Annotated in this window: 17 protein-coding genes; 9 read left to right on the top strand and 8 right to left on the bottom strand. The window is 59.1% G+C overall.

Annotated features, from left to right (window positions below; translation table 11 throughout):
• Positions 1-58: 58 nt before the first annotated feature.
• Positions 59-1084 carry a LysM peptidoglycan-binding domain-containing protein gene (locus tag AC3IUE_RS00085; RefSeq protein WP_489264840.1) on the bottom strand — a complete coding sequence of 342 codons (1026 nt, stop codon included), beginning with the start codon at positions 1082-1084 and terminating at the stop codon, positions 59-61.
• A 172-nt stretch (positions 1085-1256) separates the two neighbouring features.
• Between AC3IUE_RS00085 and def the strand changes: the two genes are divergently transcribed.
• The 5 genes from def (at position 1257) to AC3IUE_RS00060 (ending at position 5963) form a co-directional block, all read left to right on the top strand.
• On the top strand, positions 1257-1763 hold the full coding sequence (gene def / locus AC3IUE_RS00080) for a peptide deformylase (protein ID WP_008155676.1): 507 nt from the start codon (positions 1257-1259) through the stop codon (positions 1761-1763).
• Between the two features lie 57 nt (positions 1764-1820).
• Entirely contained in the window at positions 1821-2780 is a 960-nt protein-coding gene (gene fmt, locus AC3IUE_RS00075) for a methionyl-tRNA formyltransferase (RefSeq protein WP_489264838.1), read from the top strand.
• Entirely contained in the window at positions 2777-4087 is a 1311-nt protein-coding gene (gene rsmB, locus AC3IUE_RS00070) for a 16S rRNA (cytosine(967)-C(5))-methyltransferase RsmB (RefSeq protein WP_489264836.1), read from the top strand. Before fmt ends, rsmB begins: the two co-directional genes overlap by 4 nt.
• A 22-nt stretch (positions 4088-4109) precedes the next feature.
• Positions 4110-5483 (top strand): Trk system potassium transporter TrkA, encoded by a 1374-nt coding sequence (trkA, locus tag AC3IUE_RS00065; protein ID WP_056738489.1) that lies wholly within the window; start codon positions 4110-4112, stop codon positions 5481-5483.
• A 165-nt stretch (positions 5484-5648) separates the two neighbouring features.
• Positions 5649-5963: a tetratricopeptide repeat protein gene (locus AC3IUE_RS00060; protein ID WP_223431361.1), complete on the top strand. Its 315-nt coding sequence runs from the start codon at positions 5649-5651 to the stop codon at positions 5961-5963.
• Here the strand turns inward: AC3IUE_RS00060 and AC3IUE_RS00055 are convergent, their stop codons facing one another.
• The 3 genes from AC3IUE_RS00055 to tag form a co-directional block, all read right to left on the bottom strand.
• The gene (locus AC3IUE_RS00055) at positions 5964-6203 is read right to left on the bottom strand and encodes a PilZ domain-containing protein (RefSeq protein WP_489264833.1); all 240 of its coding nucleotides are present in this window, start codon (positions 6201-6203) and stop codon (positions 5964-5966) included. It lies immediately after the preceding gene.
• Between the two features lie 72 nt (positions 6204-6275).
• Positions 6276-7163, bottom strand: coding sequence for a lysophospholipid acyltransferase (locus AC3IUE_RS00050; protein ID WP_462000308.1), 888 nt, complete (start codon positions 7161-7163; stop codon positions 6276-6278).
• 40 nt (positions 7164-7203) lie between these two features.
• Positions 7204-7761 carry a DNA-3-methyladenine glycosylase I gene (gene tag, locus AC3IUE_RS00045; protein ID WP_150657777.1) on the bottom strand — a complete coding sequence of 186 codons (558 nt, stop codon included), beginning with the start codon at positions 7759-7761 and terminating at the stop codon, positions 7204-7206.
• Positions 7762-7842: 81 nt separating this feature from the next.
• Here tag and glyQ point away from each other — a divergent pair, with 81 nt between their 5' ends.
• From glyQ to AC3IUE_RS00025, 4 genes are all read left to right on the top strand, one after another.
• Positions 7843-8796, top strand: a complete 954-nt coding sequence (glyQ, locus tag AC3IUE_RS00040) for a glycine--tRNA ligase subunit alpha (RefSeq protein ID WP_003213601.1) — start codon at positions 7843-7845, stop codon at positions 8794-8796.
• A complete protein-coding gene (glyS, locus tag AC3IUE_RS00035) occupies positions 8793-10847 on the top strand; it encodes a glycine--tRNA ligase subunit beta (protein WP_489264830.1) in 2055 nt (684 codons plus the stop codon). The genes glyQ and glyS overlap by 4 nt, the downstream gene beginning before the upstream one ends.
• Positions 10848-10851: 4 nt before the next feature.
• Entirely contained in the window at positions 10852-11391 is a 540-nt protein-coding gene (gene gmhB, locus AC3IUE_RS00030) for a D-glycero-beta-D-manno-heptose 1,7-bisphosphate 7-phosphatase (protein ID WP_489269008.1), read from the top strand.
• Between the two features lie 82 nt (positions 11392-11473).
• Positions 11474-12253, top strand: a complete 780-nt coding sequence (locus AC3IUE_RS00025) for a lysophospholipid acyltransferase family protein (RefSeq protein ID WP_489264828.1) — start codon at positions 11474-11476, stop codon at positions 12251-12253.
• Positions 12254-12541: 288 nt separating this feature from the next.
• Here AC3IUE_RS00025 and gyrB read toward each other — a convergent pair whose 3' ends face one another.
• The 4 genes from gyrB to dnaA are packed head-to-tail and all read right to left on the bottom strand — an operon-like array spanning position 12542 to position 18749.
• Positions 12542-14965, bottom strand: a complete 2424-nt coding sequence (gene gyrB, locus AC3IUE_RS00020) for a DNA topoisomerase (ATP-hydrolyzing) subunit B (protein WP_046045408.1) — start codon at positions 14963-14965, stop codon at positions 12542-12544.
• Between the two features lie 5 nt (positions 14966-14970).
• Positions 14971-16074: a DNA replication/repair protein RecF gene (gene recF / locus AC3IUE_RS00015; RefSeq protein WP_056738504.1), complete on the bottom strand. Its 1104-nt coding sequence runs from the start codon at positions 16072-16074 to the stop codon at positions 14971-14973.
• A gap of 20 nt (positions 16075-16094) precedes the next feature.
• Entirely contained in the window at positions 16095-17198 is a 1104-nt protein-coding gene (gene dnaN, locus AC3IUE_RS00010; protein ID WP_008155702.1) for a DNA polymerase III subunit beta, read from the bottom strand.
• A 39-nt stretch (positions 17199-17237) separates the two neighbouring features.
• Complete coding sequence (dnaA, locus tag AC3IUE_RS00005; RefSeq protein WP_462000305.1) at positions 17238-18749, bottom strand: chromosomal replication initiator protein DnaA; 1512 nt, start codon at positions 18747-18749, stop codon at positions 17238-17240.

Here is an 18749-nt window from a genome sequence, read left to right as displayed (position 1 = left end):
AGTCCCGTTCAAACGGGAATAAGCTGTGGATAACTCTGTTGGTAACTTGTGGAGCCTGTTAAGGATTTCGCACCTTGTCCAGCACCGCCAGGGAGCGTGATGCATAGAGCACCAGCCCGTAACTGAGCTTGTCGTAGGTGCGGAAAACCATCAGCAAACCGGCGCGCTCATCCGGGATTTTCAGTGGCTGACCGGTGATCCGGTCACGCACGGTTTCGCCGGTTTTCATCACCACCAACACGTTGCCTTCGACCAGGCCATCGCGCTGGCCCTTGTTCAGCGTGACCACATCCAGCGCGCCAATTTGGGTAACCCCGCGCGGCACATCGATGATCAACCCGTTGATCTCGGTTTTTGGCGCACTGGGCATGAAGGTCGAGTTGATCGAGCGCTCTTCACCGCTGAACAAGCGGTCGCCGAGGCGGACTTCCTGAGTGGTGCGTTGCAGCGCCAGGGTGGCGACGTCGCCTTCAGTGGCCACAATCTCGCCGCCGCCGATGTCGTCGGCATTGATCCCCAAAAATTCTTTACTGACAGGATCGGTGTACACCTTGCCCTGACGGAAGATGCCGTAAACCGGCTGAGCCGGGTCGAAGTGACCGCGAGCGAAGATTCGGTCACCGGTGCCACTGAGCACGCGTTCGGCATCGCCGGCGACGATATAAGGCGCCTTGTTGAAGTCCTCGACCGTGTCGACGATGCGGTTGCTCAGCAGAAAGCTGTTGATCGATTGCAGCGGAATGCTCGGTATAGCGTCGGCTACCGGGCTGCTGCGGATGCGTGGCGACAGCTTGATGGTGCCCCGGGAAGCGCCGCGGTTGAGGGTCAGGCGTGGCTGCCCGTTGACGTAGACCAGCGACAGCGAGTCGCCAGGGTAAATCAGATTAGGGTTTTCGATCTGTGGATTGGCCTGCCAGAGTTCCGGCCATTTCCACGGTTCACGAAGGAATTTCCCCGATATGTCCCAGAGTGTGTCACCGGATACCACGGTGTATTGCTGTGGAAAACCTTCCTTGAGTTGCACTTGCCCGTGCGCCAAACCGGCCGAGGCCAGAAGGAGCAAGGCGAGTAGTGATTTCCTCATGCGGTGAATCCCTTTATTATGTGCATTCGCGTAGAACGCCAGAGCCCTCGTGGCTCGCTCCCGACTCTTTACCAAAAAGAGCAGGAAGCTACGTTTTACAACGGTAGCCTGCATCTTCGGACCCGCCAGGCCATCGACCCGACATTACCTCAAACGTGCAGCAATTAAGCTTATGGCCATTTTAGACATCCTCGAATTCCCCGATTCGCGCCTGCGCACTATCGCCAAACCTGTGGCCGTAGTGGACGACGAAGTGCGTCAGTTGGTCGATGACATGTTTGAAACAATGTATGAAGCGCCAGGCATCGGCCTCGCCGCGACCCAGGTCAACGTGCACAAACGTATCGTCGTGATGGACCTCTCCGAAGACCGCAGCGAACCACGGGTGTTCATCAACCCCGAGTTCGAAACCCTGACCGACGAGATGGAGCAATATCAAGAAGGCTGCCTCTCGGTGCCGGGCTTCTACGAAAACGTCGATCGCCCACAGAAGGTTAAAGTCAAGGCCCTGGACCGCGACGGCCAGCCTTACGAACTGATCGCCGAAGGCCTGCTCGCCGTGTGCATCCAGCATGAATGCGACCACCTGAACGGCAAATTGTTCGTTGACTACCTGTCCAATCTCAAACGCGACCGAATCAAGAAGAAACTGGAAAAGCTCCATCGCCAGAACGCTTGATGCCCTCCTTTCAAAGGCTTGCTGCGGCAAGCCTTTTTCTTTTGCGAGACCTTTTGAATGACTGAGCCACTGCGCATCGTCTTTGCCGGCACCCCGGAATTCGCCGCCGAACACCTCAAGGCCCTGCTCGACAGCCCTTACGAGATCGTCGCGGTCTACACCCAACCGGACCGTCCGGCGGGCCGTGGGCAAAAGTTGATGCCAAGTCCGGTCAAGCAGTTGGCTCTGGAAAACAACATTCCTGTGTTGCAACCGCCAACCCTGCGCAACGAAGACGCTCAGGCTGAACTGGCCGCGCTCAAGCCGGACTTGCTGGTGGTGGTCGCCTACGGCCTGATCCTGCCGCAAGTGGTGCTGGATATTCCACGTCTGGGCTGCATCAACAGCCACGCCTCCTTGCTGCCACGCTGGCGCGGTGCGGCGCCGATCCAGCGTGCCGTCGAAGCGGGCGACAGCGAAAGCGGCGTGACCGTGATGCGCATGGAGCTGGGACTCGACACCGGGCCGATGCTGCTGAAAGTCACCACCCCGATCACCGGTGAAGACACCGGCGGCAGCCTCCACGACCGTCTGGCGGAAATGGGCCCACCCGCCGTGATTCAAGCAATCGCCGGCCTCGCCGCCGGGACGCTGGAAGGCGACGTGCAGGACGACAGCCTCGCCACTTATGCTCACAAATTGAACAAAGATGAAGCGCGCATCGACTGGAGCCGTCCGGCGGTTGAGCTGGAACGTCTGGTCCGCGCCTTCAATCCATGGCCGATCTGTCACAGCACGCTGAATGGCGAAGCGCTGAAAGTCCTGGCCGCGAGCCTCGCCGAAGGGCAGGGCGCTCCAGGTGAAATCCTCAGCGCCAGCAAGGATGGTTTGATCGTCGCCTGCGGTGAGCAAGCCCTGTGTCTGACTCGTCTGCAATTGCCCGGCGGCAAGGCGCTGAACTTCAGCGACTTGTTCAACAGCCGTCGTGAGAAATTCGCCGTTGGCACCGTCCTCGGTCAAGCGGCGGACGCTCAATGAATCCACGTCTGGCCGCCGCCAAGGCACTTGCTGCTGTTCTTAACGGAAAAGCCTCACTCAACAGTTCCCTGCCGACGCAGATGGACAAGGTCGAAGACCGTGATCGCGGCTTCACCCAAGACCTGGCATTCGGCACCGCGCGCTGGCAGCCACGTTTGTCGGCGCTGGCGGCCAAGTTGCTACAGAAGCCGTTCAAGGCAGCTGACGCCGATGTCGAAGCACTGTTGCTGGTCGGTCTCTACCAGTTGCTCTACACCCGGGTTCCGGCCCATGCCGCCATCGGTGAAACCGTGGGTTGCGCCGACAAGCTGAAAAAGCCCTGGGCCAAGGCCTTGCTCAACGCCGTGCTGCGCCGCGCCCAGCGTGAAAGCGAAGCGCTGCTGGCCGAGCTGGAACACGATCCGGTGGTGCGCACCGCTCACCCGCGCTGGCTGCAAAAATCCCTGAAGGCTTTCTGGCCTGAGCAGTGGGAAGCCATTTGTGCGGCGAACAACGCGCATCCGCCGATGATCCTGCGGGTCAACCGTCGTCATCAAAGCCGCGACGCTTACCTCGGGTTGCTGACTGACGCCGGCATCGCCGCCACGCCGTGTGTTTACAGTCAGGACGGCATCATTCTCGACGCCGCTGCCGACGTGCGCAGCTTGCCGGGTTTCGCCGAAGGCTGGATCAGCGTGCAGGACGAGGCGGCGCAACTGGCCGCCGATCTGCTCGACCTGGCACCGGGCCAACGGGTGCTGGACGCCTGCTGTGCACCGGGCGGCAAGACCTGCCACATCCTTGAAGCCGAGCCGGCCCTCGCCGGCGTGGTGGCGGTGGACCTGGAAGCCAAGCGTCTGGTGCGAGTGCGGGAAAACCTTGCACGCCTGGGCCTGAGCGCTGAACTGATCGCCGCCGACGGCCGCGACACCGCGACCTGGTGGGATGGCAAGCCGTTCCAGCGCATTCTGCTGGACGCGCCGTGCTCGGCCACCGGAGTGATCCGTCGTCACCCGGACATCAAGCTGACTCGCCAACCCGACGACATCGCCGCACTGGCGGTGCTTCAGGGCGAGTTGCTCGATGCCATGTGGATAACTTTGGAGGTCGGCGGCATCCTGCTTTACGCCACCTGCTCCACGCTGCCGACCGAGAACACCGAAGTCATCGAAGCCTTCCTCGCTCGCACGCCGGGCGCCCGTGAGCTGGACCTCGCCACTCAAGCCGGTATCAAGCAACCTCACGGTCGTCAATTGCTGGCCCAGGACGGCGGCCACGACGGGTTCTACTACGCCAAGCTGATCAAGATCGCTGCCGCGCGCGGTTAATGGGTTTTAAGGGAGTGACTGGATGAAAATCATCATCCTCGGCGCAGGGCAGGTCGGCGGTTCGCTGGCAGAACACTTGGCCAGCGAGGCCAATGACATCACCGTGGTCGACACCGACGGCGAACGCCTGCGCGACCTCGGCGATCGGCTGGACATCCGCACCGTGCAAGGCCGCGGCTCGCTGCCGACGGTGCTGCGTCAGGCCGGCGCGGACGACGCTGACATGCTGGTGGCAGTGACCAACAGCGACGAAACCAACATGATTGCCTGTCAGGTGGCCCACTCCCTGTTTCACACGCCGACCAAGATTGCCCGGGTTCGCGAAGCCGCCTACCTGACTCGCTCCGAGCTGTTCGACAACGAAGCGATTCCGGTGGACGTGCTGATCAGCCCGGAGCAAGTGGTCACCAATTACATCAAGCGCCTGATCCAGCATCCGGGCGCCTTGCAGGTGATCGACTTCGCCGAAGGCAAGGCGCAGCTGGTGGCGGTGAAGGCCTATTACGGCGGCCCGCTGGTGGGTCAGCAACTGCGCCAGTTGCGCGAACACATGCCGAATGTCGAAACCCGTGTCGCGGCGATTTTCCGTCGTGATCGGCCGATCCTGCCGCAGGGCGATACGGTGATCGAGGCGGACGACGAAGTCTTTTTCATCGCCGCCAAGGCGAATATTCGCGCGGTGATGAGCGAAATGCGCCGCCTCGATGAGAGCTACAAGCGCATCGTCATCGCCGGCGGCGGGCAGATCGGTGAGCGTTTGGCCGAGGCCATCGAAAGCCGATACCAAGTGAAGATCATCGAGATGAACCCGGCGCGCTGCCGTCATCTCTCGGACACGCTCGACAGCACTGTGGTGTTGCAGGGCAGTGCCTCCGACCGCGACTTGCTGATGGAAGAGAACATCGCCGACGCCGACCTTTTCCTGGCGCTGACCAACGACGACGAAGCCAACATCATGTCGTCGCTGCTGGCCAAGCGCCTGGGCGCGAAGAAGGTGATGACCATCATCAACAACCCGGCCTACGTCGACCTGATCCAGGGCGGCGACATCGACATCGCCATCAGCCCGCAATTGGCGACCATCGGCACATTGCTGGCCCACGTGCGTCGCGGCGATATCGTCAGCGTGCACTCATTGCGCCGGGGCGCGGCGGAAGCCATCGAGGCGATTGCCCATGGTGATGAGAAGTCGAGTAAGGTCATCGGCAAGTCCATTGAGAACATTGGCTTGCCGCCAGGCACCACTATTGGCGCAATCATCCGTGACGAAGAGGTGATCATTGCTCACGACGACACAGTGATCGCGGCCGGTGACCATGTGATTCTGTTCCTTGTGGATAAAAAGCATATTAGGGATGTGGAAAAGCTGTTCCATGTGGGACTCAGCTTCTTCTGATCCATAAACTGCGGTGGCCGGTCTGGCCTCATCGCGAGCAGGCTCGCTCCCACAGGGGATCACTGTCGAACACAAAATCTGCGTTCACTGAAAATCTACTGTGGGAGCGAGCCTGCTCGCGATGGCTGCCTTGAAGCTGACCAACCTCTAAAAGGAATCCACCCAATGCTCGAATCCCTGGAAAAAATGCTCGCAAAGGGTGTGGATAACTCATTGCTGCGCTTCGGGCTGGGCAAGGGTTATCTGGATCTTGGAGAAAACGCCAAGGCCGCTGAGCATTTCCAGCGTTGCGTCGAATTCGATCCGAAATATTCGGCAGCCTGGAAGCTATTGGGCAAGGCCCATCTGGGGCTGAAGGATTTCGCGTCCGCACGTCAGGCGTGGGAACAGGGCCTGGAAGCCGCTCGCGCCCATGGCGACAAGCAGGCCGAAAAGGAAATGACGGTGTTTCTGAAGAAGCTTGAGCGTCAGGCTCACTGATCAGAGGTACCGCAGGCCAATGCCCTCGGCATCCACCAGCACCACTTCCATGCGCACTCGCGGCGCGCCTGTGGGTAAGCCCTGCACCTGACCGTACACCACCGCGCCCTTGGGCAAGGTCGACAGGCCCGGATGCTTGACGTAGACACCTGTCGTCGACAGGTTACGCGTCTGGCCCAGGCATTCACCGAAGCTGTGGTGACTGATCTTGATGCGAAACGATTTGCGGTGTTCGGACATCTTCTGCGCCCTTTATTGAACAGTTGTGGATAACCCTGGCCCCAAGGTTATCCACAGATCATGCCAATCGACTCAATACCAGCGTTCTTCACCCGGCGGACGCTTCTTGAAGCGCTTCATGCTCCACATGTACTGGCTCGGATACGCCCGCACATAGCGCTCGACCACCTGGCTCATGGCTGCGCAGGACGTTTCGGTATCAGTGCTGTACATGGCCTCTGGCGCGGCTTCGAGGATCACTTTGTAACCCGAACCGTCGGGCAGACGTAGCGCATGCAGGAACACGCCGACCGCTTTGCCGCCGGCGAGCATGTTCGGTACGAATTTGCTGGTCAGGGCCTGAGTGGCGAAGAACGGCACGAAAATCCCGGCGGATTCGGACGGTTCCGGGTCAGCGGGAATGCCCACTGCACCACCTTTGCGCACTTCCTTGATAACACTGAGGATGCCTTCCTTGGTAGAAGCCGCAACTCGGTTACCCAATTGCACCCGCTGCTTGCGCAGCAAATCATCCACCGCCTTCAACTTTGGCGGGCGATAGAAAATGATCGGTTTGCACTGGCTGCAATAGAAGTGGTTCAACACTTCCCAGTTGCCCAAGTGGCTGGTGATACCGACGACACCTTTGCCGGAGGCGAGGGCGTCCTTTAATACGTCGAGACCTTCGACTTCACGCACCAGGTCGATGGAGCGCTGGGCCGGCCAGATCCAGGCGCAGGCGCTTTCGGTCAGGGACTTGCCGATGTCTTTCAAGCTCTGGCCTACCAGACGCTCACGCTCGGCCGGGTCCATATCCGGAAAACACTTGGCGAGATTGATCCGCACGACATCGCGGGAACGGTTAGGGGTTTTCCACATGACCCAGCCGATGACCGAGCCCACTGCCTGCACTGCCCGCCACGGAAGCAGGGCAAACAGCCGCAGAGCGCCTACCAGCAAGGCGCCTTTAAACTTATCCACAGGTCACTCCTGATCTTGTGCTGTGCGCGAGGCGGCTATTCTAACCGCCGATCGCCAGCGCCGCGTAGCGATCGCAATCCTGGGTGTGGTCCATGACCATGCCCGAGGCCTGCATCAGCGCGTAACAAATAGTCGGGCCGACGAACGTGAAGCCGGCCTTTTTCAGGCCTTTGCTCATCTCCACGGCGGTCGGCGTCACGGCCGGCACTTCACTGCGATCCTTGAAATGGTTGATCACAGGCTTGCCGTCGACGAAGGACCAGAGAAACTCCACCGGATCCTCCAGCGCCAGCCAGGCCTGGGCATTGCGCCGGGCCGCATTGAGTTTGAGGCGATTGCGAATGATGCCCGGATCGAGCATCAATTCATCGATTTCGGCGTCGCTCATCTGCGCCACGCGTTGTACGTCGAAGCCGAACATTACCTGACGATAGTGCTCACGTTTACGCAGCACGGTGATCCAGGAAAGGCCGGCCTGGAACCCTTCGAGCAAAAGCAACTCGAACAATCCCTGCGCATCGCGTAGCGGCGTGCCCCACTCCTGATCGTGATAAGCCATGTACAGCGGATCTTCGGAACACCAAAAGCAGCGTGGCATAAGGCTCCAGGGGGCGTGCGCAGGACCGAATCGGGTATACTCCCGCTCTTTAAATCGCAGCCCAAGAAACAGGTGAATTTCGTGAGCCAGCCTACGCCAGCCGTGCGTACCTTCCAAGACTTGATCCTCGCCCTCCAGCAATACTGGGCCGAGCAAGGTTGTGTGGTACTTCAGCCCTACGATATGGAAGTAGGCGCCGGGACTTTCCACACTGCCACGTTTCTGCGCGCCATTGGCCCGGAAACCTGGAACGCCGCTTATGTGCAGCCCAGTCGTCGCCCGACTGACGGCCGCTACGGCGAAAACCCGAACCGTCTGCAGCACTACTACCAGTTCCAGGTCGTGCTGAAGCCGAACCCGGACAACTTCCAGGAACTGTACCTGGGCTCCCTCAAGCATGTCGGCCTGGACCCGCTGGTCCACGACATTCGCTTCGTTGAAGACAATTGGGAATCGCCAACACTGGGCGCCTGGGGTCTGGGCTGGGAAGTCTGGCTCAACGGCATGGAAGTGACGCAGTTCACTTACTTCCAGCAAGCGGGCGGCATCGAGTGCTACCCGGTGACCGGCGAAATCACTTACGGTCTTGAGCGTCTGGCCATGTACCTGCAAGGCGTAGACTCGGTCTACGACCTGGTCTGGGCTGACGGTCCGTTCGGCAAAGTGACCTACGGCGACGTGTTCCACCAGAACGAAGTCGAGCAATCGACCTACAACTTCGAACACGCCAACGTCGAGAAGCTGTTCGAACTGTTCGATTTCTACGAAAGCGAAGCCAAGCGCCTGATCGAACTCGACCAGCCGCTGCCGTTGCCAAGCTACGAAATGGTGTTGAAGGCCTCCCACACCTTCAACCTGCTGGATGCTCGCCGGGCGATCTCGGTGACTGCGCGTCAGCAATACATTCTGCGTGTCCGCACTCTGGCGCGTTCCGTTGCGCAAGCTTACCTGCTGGCTCGCGCCAAGTTGGGCTTCCCAATGGCGACCCCGGACCTGCGTGACGAAGTACTGGCCAAGCTGGAGGCAGCACAATGAGTGCTCTAGATTTTCTGGTTGAACTGGGCACCGAAGAACTGCCACCCAAAGCCCTGAACACCCTGGCCGACGCGTTCCTGGCCGGTATCGACAAGGGCCTGCAAGCCGCTGGCCTGAACTACGAGACCAAAACCGTCTACGCCGCGCCACGTCGTCTGGCTGTGCTGATCACCGATCTGGCGACTCAGCAGCCGGACCGCAGCATCAACCTCGATGGCCCGCCACGTCAGGCCGCGTTCGATGCCGAAGGCAACCCGACTCAAGCAGCTCTGGGCTTCGCCAAGAAGTGCGGCGTCGACCTGAGCGAAATCGATCAGAGCGGCCCGAAACTGCGTTACAGCCAAAGCATCGCCGGCAAACCGACCGCGAGCCTGCTGCCGACCATCGTCGAAGATTCCCTGAACGACCTGCCAATTCCCAAGCGCATGCGCTGGGGTGCTCGCAAGGAAGAATTCGTTCGTCCGACCCAGTGGCTGGTGATGCTGCTCGGTGACCAGGTCATCGATTGCACGATCCTCGCCCAGAAGGCGGGTCGCGATTCCCGTGGTCACCGCTTCCATCACCCGGAAAGCGTGCGCATCACCTCGCCGGCCAACTATTTGACCGACCTGCGTGCCGCTTACGTATTGGCCGATGCCAATGAGCGTCGCGAGTTGATCAGCAAGCGCGTCGAAGAGCTGGCGACGATGCAGGAAGGGACGGCGATTGTGCCCCCAGCGCTGCTCGACGAAGTGACCGCGCTGGTTGAATGGCCGGTGCCGCTGGTGTGCTCGTTCGAAGAGCGTTTCCTCGACGTGCCGCAAGAAGCCCTGATCACCACCATGCAGGACAACCAGAAGTACTTCTGCCTGCTGGATGCCGACGGCAAGTTGCTGCCACGTTTCATTACCGTGGCCAACATCGAAAGCAAAGACCCGCAGCAGATCATCGCCGGTAACGAGAAAGTGGTTCGCCCACGCCTGACCGACGCCGAGTTCTTCTTCAAGCAAGACAAGAAGCAGAAACTCGAAGACTTCAACCTGCGTCTGCAGAACGTGGTGTTCCAGGAAAAACTCGGCAGCGTCTACGACAAGGCCGAGCGCGTTTCCAAACTTGCTGCGTTCATCGCCCAACGCATTGGCGGCAACGCCGCGTGGGCTTCCCGTGCAGGCTTGCTGTCCAAGTGCGACCTGGCGACCGAGATGGTCGGTGAGTTCCCGGAGATGCAAGGTGTCGCCGGTTACTACTACGCCCTCAACGACGGCGAGCCGGAAGAAGTCGCTCTGGCGCTGAACGAGCAGTACATGCCGCGCGGTGCCGGCGCTGAACTGCCGACCACCCTGACCGGTGCGGCCGTGGCCATCGCTGACAAGCTCGACACGCTGGTGGGGATTTTCGGCATCGGCATGCTGCCAACCGGTAGCAAAGACCCGTACGCCTTGCGCCGTGCTGCACTCGGCGTGTTGCGCATCCTGATCGACAAGAAGCTCGACCTCGACCTGAACGACGCCGTGGCTTTCGCCGTGAATGCGTTCGGTACCAAGGTCAAGGCTGCCGGCCTCAACGATTCGGTGCTGGAGTTCATCTTCGACCGTCTGCGTGCCCGTTACGAAGACGAAGGCGTGGATGTCGGGACTTACCTGTCGGTGCGTGCCCTGAAACCGGGTTCGGCGCTGGACTTCGATCAGCGCGTACAAGCGGTAGAGGCGTTCCGCAAATTACCGGAAGCCGCTGCCCTGGCCGCAGTGAACAAGCGCGTTTCGAACTTGCTGAGCAAGGTCGAAGGCTCTGTTCCTTCGGTCGTGGAAGCCAAGTACTTCGACAACGCCAACGAGTTCTCCCTGTACTCGGCGATCCAGCAGGCTGACCAGGCTGTCCAGCCGATGGCGGCGGCGCGTCAGTACAGCGAATCGCTGGCACGTCTGGCTGCCTTGCGCGAGCCAGTGGATGCGTTCTTCGAAGCCGTGATGGTCAACGCGGAAGATGCCAAGGTCCGCGCCAACCGTTATGCGCTGCTGTTGCGCCTGCGTGGGCTGTTCCTCGGCGTCGCCGACATTTCGCTGCTGGGTTGAGGGGCTGCTGTTGAAACTGCTGATTCTCGATCGGGACGGGGTGATCAATTACGACTCCGACGCTTACATCAAGTCGGTGGATGAGTGGATTCCGCTCCCGGGTTCGATCGAAGCCATCGCGCAGTTGAGCAAGGCCGGCTGGACGGTAGCAGTGGCTACCAACCAGTCGGGCATCGCTCGCGGCTATTACGACATCGCCACCCTGGACGCCATGCACGAGCGCTTGCGCGAGCGGGTGGCGGAGCAGGGCGGTGAAGTCGGGCTGATCGTCTATTGCCCGCACGGGCCGGACGATGGCTGCGATTGCCGCAAACCAAAACCCGGGATGTTGAAAACCATCGCCGCGCATTACAACGTATCGCTGACCAATCTTTGGTTCGTCGGCGATACCCTAGGTGACCTGGAGGCCGCCAAAGCCGTCGATTCTCAGCCAGTTTTGGTAAAGACCGGGAAAGGCGAAAAGACTTTGGGCAAGACCCTACCGGCAGGCACCTTGATTTTTGACGATCTGGCGGCGATTGCCGCAGAACTTATCCACAATTAGAGTGCTTCGATTGTTCCTGACCAAGGATTGATCGGGAGTGCGCTTGAATAGGCGGGCAGTGCCCGCAACGGTAAACGTCGCCATGTCGATACTGCAGGCCATCAGAACCTTCCTCTTTTATCTGTTGCTGGGCACCAGCTCTTTGCTCTGGTGCAGCCTGAGCTTTTTTATCGCGCCTTTTCTGCCGTTCAAGGCGCGCTATCGCTTCATCAATGTGTACTGGTGCCGCTGCGCCTTGTGGCTGAGCAAAGTCTTTCTGGGCATCAGCTACGAAGTGAAGGGCGCTGAGAACGTGCCTGACCAGCCCTGCGTGATTCAGTCGAACCACCAGAGCACGTGGGAGACGTTCTTCCTATCCGCCTACTTTGAGCCATTGAGCCAGGTACTTAAGCGCGAACTGCTCTTCGTTCCGTTTTTCGGCTGGGCCATGGCCATGCTGCGACCGATCGCCATCGACCGCGACAACCCGAAAGCGGCGCTCAAGCATGTGGCGAAGAAAGGCGATGAACTGCTGAAGGATGGTGTCTGGGTCCTGATATTCCCAGAGGGAACGCGCGTTCCTTACGGCACCATCGGAAAATTCTCTCGCGGTGGTACCGCTTTAGCCGTCAACGCCGCACTTCCCGTGCTGCCGATTGCGCACAATGCTGGCAAGTTCTGGCCGAAAGCCGGTTGGGCGAAGAAGCACGGCGTCATTACCGTGATCATCGGCGCACCCATGTATGCCGAGGGTAGCGGGCCGCGAGCGATTGCCGAGCTGAATGATCGGGTCCAGGCCTGGAACGAGCAGATGCAACGTGAAATGGGTTCGCTGCCACCCGCCCCGCAAGCCCCGGCTGCTACTGACCAAGTGGCTGTCTGAGATTTTGTGGATAACCTGTGTACCGTTTGGTTGAAATGCGTCGAATTTAGTTCGTAGGTTTATGATTTATATACATATTTTATAAACCCATAAAAAACCGAAAAAGGTGCATAAGTTTTTTTTGGACGTAAAAAAACCGGCTGATATAGCCGGTTTTTTTATGCCCGCAATGGCCGTGTTTCAATCGTTGCACATCATCAAGAGTGGATTGTTACCAGAGCCATTTACGGACAATAAAAAAGGCCAACGCTTGAGCGTTGGCCTTTTTCGTTTGGCAGGTTCGCTGAATCAGAAGTCCAGGTTGGAAACCGCCAGGGCGTTGCTTTCGATGAAGTCACGACGAGGCTCGACCGCATCACCCATCAGGGTGTTGAAGATCTGGTCCGCGCCAATGGCGTCTTCGATGGTCACTTTGAGCATCCGGCGCTGGCTTGGGTCCATGGTGGTTTCCCACAGCTGATCCGGGTTCATTTCGCCCAGACCTTTGTATCGCTGGATGGTGTGACGCTTGGTGCTTTCGGCCATCAGCCATTCAAGGGCTTCCTTGAACTCGGTGACCGGCTTCTTGCGCTCGCCACGCTGGATATACGCGCCATCGTCCAGCAAGGTGCTCAGTTGAGCGCCCAGAGAAACAACAGTCTTGTAATCGTTGCTGCCGAAGAAGTCGCGGTTGAAGGTGACGTAGTTCGACAAGCCGTGGGAGATCAGTTCGACCTCAGGCAGCCAGACGTTACGTTCACGGTCTTCACGCAGGCTGGCTTTGTAGACCAGGCCGGACTTCTCGACGGTGCGCAGGCGAACTTCGTACTGGGCCATCCAATCCTGCATCGCAGCGTGATCGGACAATTGCTCCAGGCTAACGGCAGGCAGGTAGATGAAGTGCTCGGTCAGCTCCTGTGGGTACAGGCGCGACAGACGCTTGAGTGTCTTCATTACCAGACGGAAGTCATTCACCAGACGCTCGAGGGCGGGACCGGAAATACCCGGGGCTTCCTCGTTCAGGTGCAGGCTCGCATCTTCCAGGGCCGACTGCGTCATGTACTCTTCCATGGCGTCGTCGTCTTTGATGTATTGCTCTTGCTTGCCTTTCTTGACCTTGTACAGCGGTGGCTGGGCGATGTAGATGTAGCCGCGCTCGATCAGCTCCGGCAACTGACGGAAGAAGAAGGTCAGCAGCAGGGTACGGATGTGCGAACCGTCGACGTCAGCATCGGTCATGATGATGATGTTGTGGTAACGCAGCTTCGCGATGTTGTACTCATCGCGGCCAATGCCACAGCCCAGCGCGGTGATCAAGGTGCCCACTTCTTGCGAAGAGATCATCTTGTCGAAGCGCGCCTTCTCGACGTTCAGGATCTTGCCCTTGAGAGGCAGGATGGCTTGGGTGCGACGGTTGCGTCCCTGCTTGGCGGAGCCGCCAGCAGAGTCACCTTCCACGAGGTACAGTTCGGAAAGGGCAGGGTCTTTTTCCTGGCAGTCAGCCAGTTTGCCCGGCAGGCCGGCGATATCCAGCGCGCCTTTACGACGGGTCATCTCACGGGCTTTACGCGCCGCTTCACGAGCGCGAGCCGCATCGATCATCTTGCCGACGACCAGTTTGGCTTCGTTCGGGTTTTCCAGTAGGAAGTCGGAGAAGTACTTGCCCATTTCCTGTTCGACCGCGGTCTTCACTTCGGAAGAAACCAGCTTGTCTTTGGTCTGGGAGCTGAACTTCGGATCCGGCACTTTTACCGAGATGATCGCGGTCAGGCCTTCACGGGCATCGTCACCGGTGGTCGCGACTTTGTGCTTCTTCGCCAGACCTTCTGCTTCGATGTAGGTGTTCAGGTTACGCGTCAGTGCGGAACGGAAACCCACCAGGTGAGTACCGCCATCGCGCTGTGGAATGTTGTTGGTGAAGCACAACAGGTTCTCGTTGAAGCTGTCGTTCCACTGCAAGGCGATTTCCACGCCGATGCCGTCTTCGCGCTGGATGTTGAAGTGGAACACCTGGTTGACCGGGGTCTTGTTGGTGTTCAGGTATTCAACGAACGCACGCAGGCCACCCTCGTACTTGAACAGCTCTTCCTTGCCGCTGCGCTCATCCTTGAGGACGATGCCGACACCGGAGTTAAGGAAGGACAGTTCACGAATCCGCTTGGCCAGGATGTCCCAGCTGAAGTGGATGTTCTTGAACGTCAGGTCGGACGGTTTGAAGTGGATCTGAGTGCCGGTGCTTTCACTCTCACCGACGATTTTCATCGGTTCTTTTGGAACACCGTGAATGTAGGTCTGTTCCCAGATTTTGCCGCTGCGGCGAACGGTCAAGACCAGCTCTTCGGACAGGGCGTTCACAACCGACACACCTACACCGTGCAGACCGCCGGATACTTTGTAGGAGTTGTCATCGAACTTACCGCCGGCGTGCAGCACGGTCATGATGACCTCGGCTGCCGAGACGCCTTCTTCTTTGTGCACGTCTACCGGGATACCACGACCGTTGTCGCGAACGGTGATGGATTCGTCCGGGTGGATGATGATGCTGATGTCGTCGCAGTGGCCAGCGAGCGCTTCATCGATGGAGTTGTCGACTACCTCGAAGACCATGTGGTGCAGACCGCTACCATCGTCGGTGTCACCAATGTACATACCGGGACGTTTGCGTACGGCATCCAGGCCTTTCAGCACTTTAATGCTCGTTGAGTCGTAGGTATTCGTATTTTCTTCGCTCAATGCCTTCACTCCCGATGGTCGTGGGTCTGGGTGATACGGCCCTGTTCCACGTGGAACAGAGCGACTGGCGTTTCCGTCTGCCAGCCTTCCCTCAATAATTCGTGATCTACACAGGTGATAAACACCTGGCAGCGTAAGTCTTCCAGCAAGCGGCAAAGCGCGCGGCGGTGGTGCTCGTCCAGTTCGGACGGCAGGTCATCCACCAGATAAATACACTGGCCGCGTCGGGCCTGGCTGACCAAGTGCCCTTGAGCAATCCGCAATGCACAGACCACCAGCTTCTGCTGACCGCGAGACAAGATGTCCGCGGCGTTATGCGCGCCCAATCTAAGACGCAAATCAGCACGCTGCGGTCCGGCTTGGGTGTGACCCATTTGCTGATCCCGCTGAAGGGACCCGGCGAGTACTGCACTCAGCTCGCGGTCTTTGTCCCAACCTCGGTAATAGCTGAGCGTTAAGCCCTCGAGCTCAACCAGTTCGCTCAAGGTCTGTTCAAAGACTGGTTTCAAGGCTTTGATATAAGCGCGGCGGTATTCATCAATTTCAGCGCTGGCCTGGCACAGTTCCCTGTCCCAAACCGCTTGCGAAACGGCGTCAAGTGTACCATGCCGCAGCCAAGAGTTTCTCTGGCGCAGGGCCTTCTGCAAGCGCTGCCAGGTGGACATGAATCGTGGTTCCACGTGGAACACGCCCCAGTCGAGAAACTGCCGGCGAATCTTCGGTGCGCCTTCCAGCAAGCGGAAGCTATCAGGGTTGATCAGCTGCAGCGGCAGGATTTCCGCCAGTTGCGCCGCGCTGCGAGCGTTCTGCCCGTCGATGCGAATCTGAAACTCCCCTTGACGGTCTCGGGAGATCCCCAAGGCGCTGTGCCCACCCTCGGCCATCTCCACCTGACCAAACACCGTACAGGCGAGCTGCTCGTACTGGATGACCGGTAACAGGCGGGTGCTACGAAACGAACGGGCAAGCCCCAGCAGATGAATGGCTTCCAGAACACTGGTTTTGCCGCTGCCGTTGGCGCCGTAAAGAATGTTGATTCGGGGGGAGGGGGAGAAGGTCACCGGGTGCAGATTGCGCACCGCGGTGACCGAGACGCGACTTAAGGACATCTAGCTTCTGCTGAGCATGATTACAGACGCATCGGCATGACAACGTAGGCCGAGTCGTCGTTGTCGGACTCTTGCACCAGCGCACTGCTGTTGGAGTCGGACAGAATCAGACGAACCTGCTCAGTCGTCATCACGCCCAACACGTCCAGCAGGTAGCTCACGTTGAAGCCGATTTCCAGATTGCCGCCGTTGTACTCGACGCCCACTTCTTCTTCCGCTTCTTCCTGTTCGGGGTTGTTCGCCTGGATCTTCAGCTGACCGTTGGCCAGTTGCAGACGAATGCCGCGGTACTTCTCGTTGGACAGAATCGCGGTACGGCTGAACGCTTCACGCAGGGCCTGACGATCGCCGAGAACCAGTTTGTCGCCGCCCTTAGGCAGAACGCGCTCGTAGTCAGGGAATTTGCCGTCGACCAGTTTCGAGGTAAAGGTGAATTCGCCAGTGGTGGCGCGGATGTGATGTTGACCCAGAACGATGCTGACGATGCCGTCCGGTTCAGTCAGCAGACGCGCCAGCTCAAGGATACCCTTGCGCGGCACGATCACCTGGTGACGATCCGGCTGACCGATATCGGCCTTCATCGAGCACATGGCCAGACGGTGACCGTCGGTGGCCACGGCGCGGATGATGCCTTCGGAAACTTCCAGCAGCATGCCGTTGAGGTAGTAACGCACGTCCTGCTGGGCCATGGCGAAGCTGGTGCGTTCGATCAAACGGCGCAGTTTGCTTTGCTCAAGGCTGCACGTCAGCGAGCCGGGACCTTCTTCCACAGTCGGGAAGTCATTGGCCGGCAGGGTCGACAGGGTGAAGCGGCTACGGCCGGCCTTCACCACGAGCTTCTGCTCGTCGACCTTGATGTCGATCAGCGCATCGTTCGGCAAGCTTTTGCAGATATCCATCAGCTTGCGCGCAGGCACAGTGATGGAACCTGGATCGGCAGGCTCTTCGAGTTGTACACGACCGACCAGCTCGACTTCCAGGTCGGTACCGGTCAGCGACAATTGCTGGCCTTCGACAACCAGCAGCACGTTGGAGAGCACCGGCAAGGTCTGTCGGCGCTCGACGACGCCTGCGACCAGTTGCAGGGGTTTCAACAGGGCTTCGCGTTGAATGGTGAAATGCATGGTCTAGTCCCTTGCCTTAATAAGCTGCGCTGGTGTTCATCAAGTGGTCAGTGTACGCAGCAGGTTCTTGTAGTCCTCGCGGATGTCCGCGTCGGATTCCTTAAGTTCGTTGATCTTGCGGCAGGCGTGCAAAACAGTCGTGTGGTCCCGGCCGCCAAACACATCGCCGATTTCCGGCAGGCTGTGGTTAGTCAACTCTTTGGACAATGCCATTGCAACCTGACGCGGACGTGCGACCGAGCGTGAACGACGCTTGGACAGCAGGTCGGAGATCTTGATCTTGTAGTACTCGGCGACCGTGCGCTGAATGTTATCCACAGAGACCAGTTTGTCTTGCAGCGCCAACAAGTCTTTCAGGGATTCGCGAATCAGCTCGATGGTGATGTCGCGGCCCATGAAGTGCGAGTGGGCAATCACGCGTTTCAGCGCGCCTTCCAACTCACGGACGTTGGAGCGAATACGCTGGGCAATGAAGAACGCCGCGTCATGGGGCAGATCGACTTTGGCCTGATCGGCCTTTTTCATCAGGATCGCCACGCGGGTTTCCAGCTCCGGCGGCTCGACGGCTACCGTCAGGCCCCAGCCGAAGCGGGATTTGAGGCGCTCTTCAAGGCCTTCGATTTCTTTCGGGTAGCGGTCACTGGTGAGAATGACCTGCTGGCCACCTTCAAGCAGGGCGTTGAAGGTGTGGAAAAACTCTTCCTGGGAACGTTCTTTGCGGGCGAAGAATTGAATGTCATCGATCAACAACGCATCCACTGAACGGTAGAAGCGCTTGAACTCGTTGATGGCGTTCAGCTGCAGGGCCTTGACCATATCGGCCACGAACCGCTCGGAATGCAGGTACACAACCTTGGCATTCGGATTCTTCTTTAATAGGTGGTTACCCACCGCGTGCATCAAGTGGGTTTTACCCAAGCCGACGCCACCATAAAGGAAGAGCGGGTTGTAACCGTGCTTGGGATTGTCCGCCACTTGCCAGGCCGCAGCCCGGGCCAGTTGGTTGGACTTGCCCTCGACGAAGTTTTCGAAGGTGAAGGTGCGGTTCAGGTAGCTGGTGTGCTTGAGCGCGCCTTCGACCTGCACCGTACGCTGTTCGGCGCGAATCGGTGCCTGTTGCGAACTGGCACCGGCCATTGGATCGAAGCTGTCGCGCGATGGCTCTTCATTAACTTCGGCAACTTTTTGCGTCGCACGCTTGGTCGGAGCGGCTACCGGGGCTGGCGCCGTAGCGCTGACAGGTGCCTGAGCCTGTGAAGCAGCAGCGGCCAACGGAGCATTTGGGGCGGCACGCGGTGCCGAACTGCGTTTGCTGCCTATTAATAAGGACAGCGCCGGCGCCATGCCATTGCCATGCTCATCCAGCAGTTCAAGGACGCGGCCCAAGTACTTTTCGTTGACCCAGTCGAGAACAAAGCGATTCGGTGCGTAGACACGCAACTCGTCGCCTTCGGCTTCGACCTGTAGTGGACGGATCCAAGTGTTGAATTGTTGGGCAGGCAGCTCATCGCGCAAAAGCTCCACGCACTGCTGCCAAAGTTCCACTGACAC

This window comes from Pseudomonas sp. GL_093 (assembly GCF_057837605.1).
Note: the sequence above shows the minus strand (reverse complement) of the source record. Positions and strands in the feature narration are given on the sequence as shown.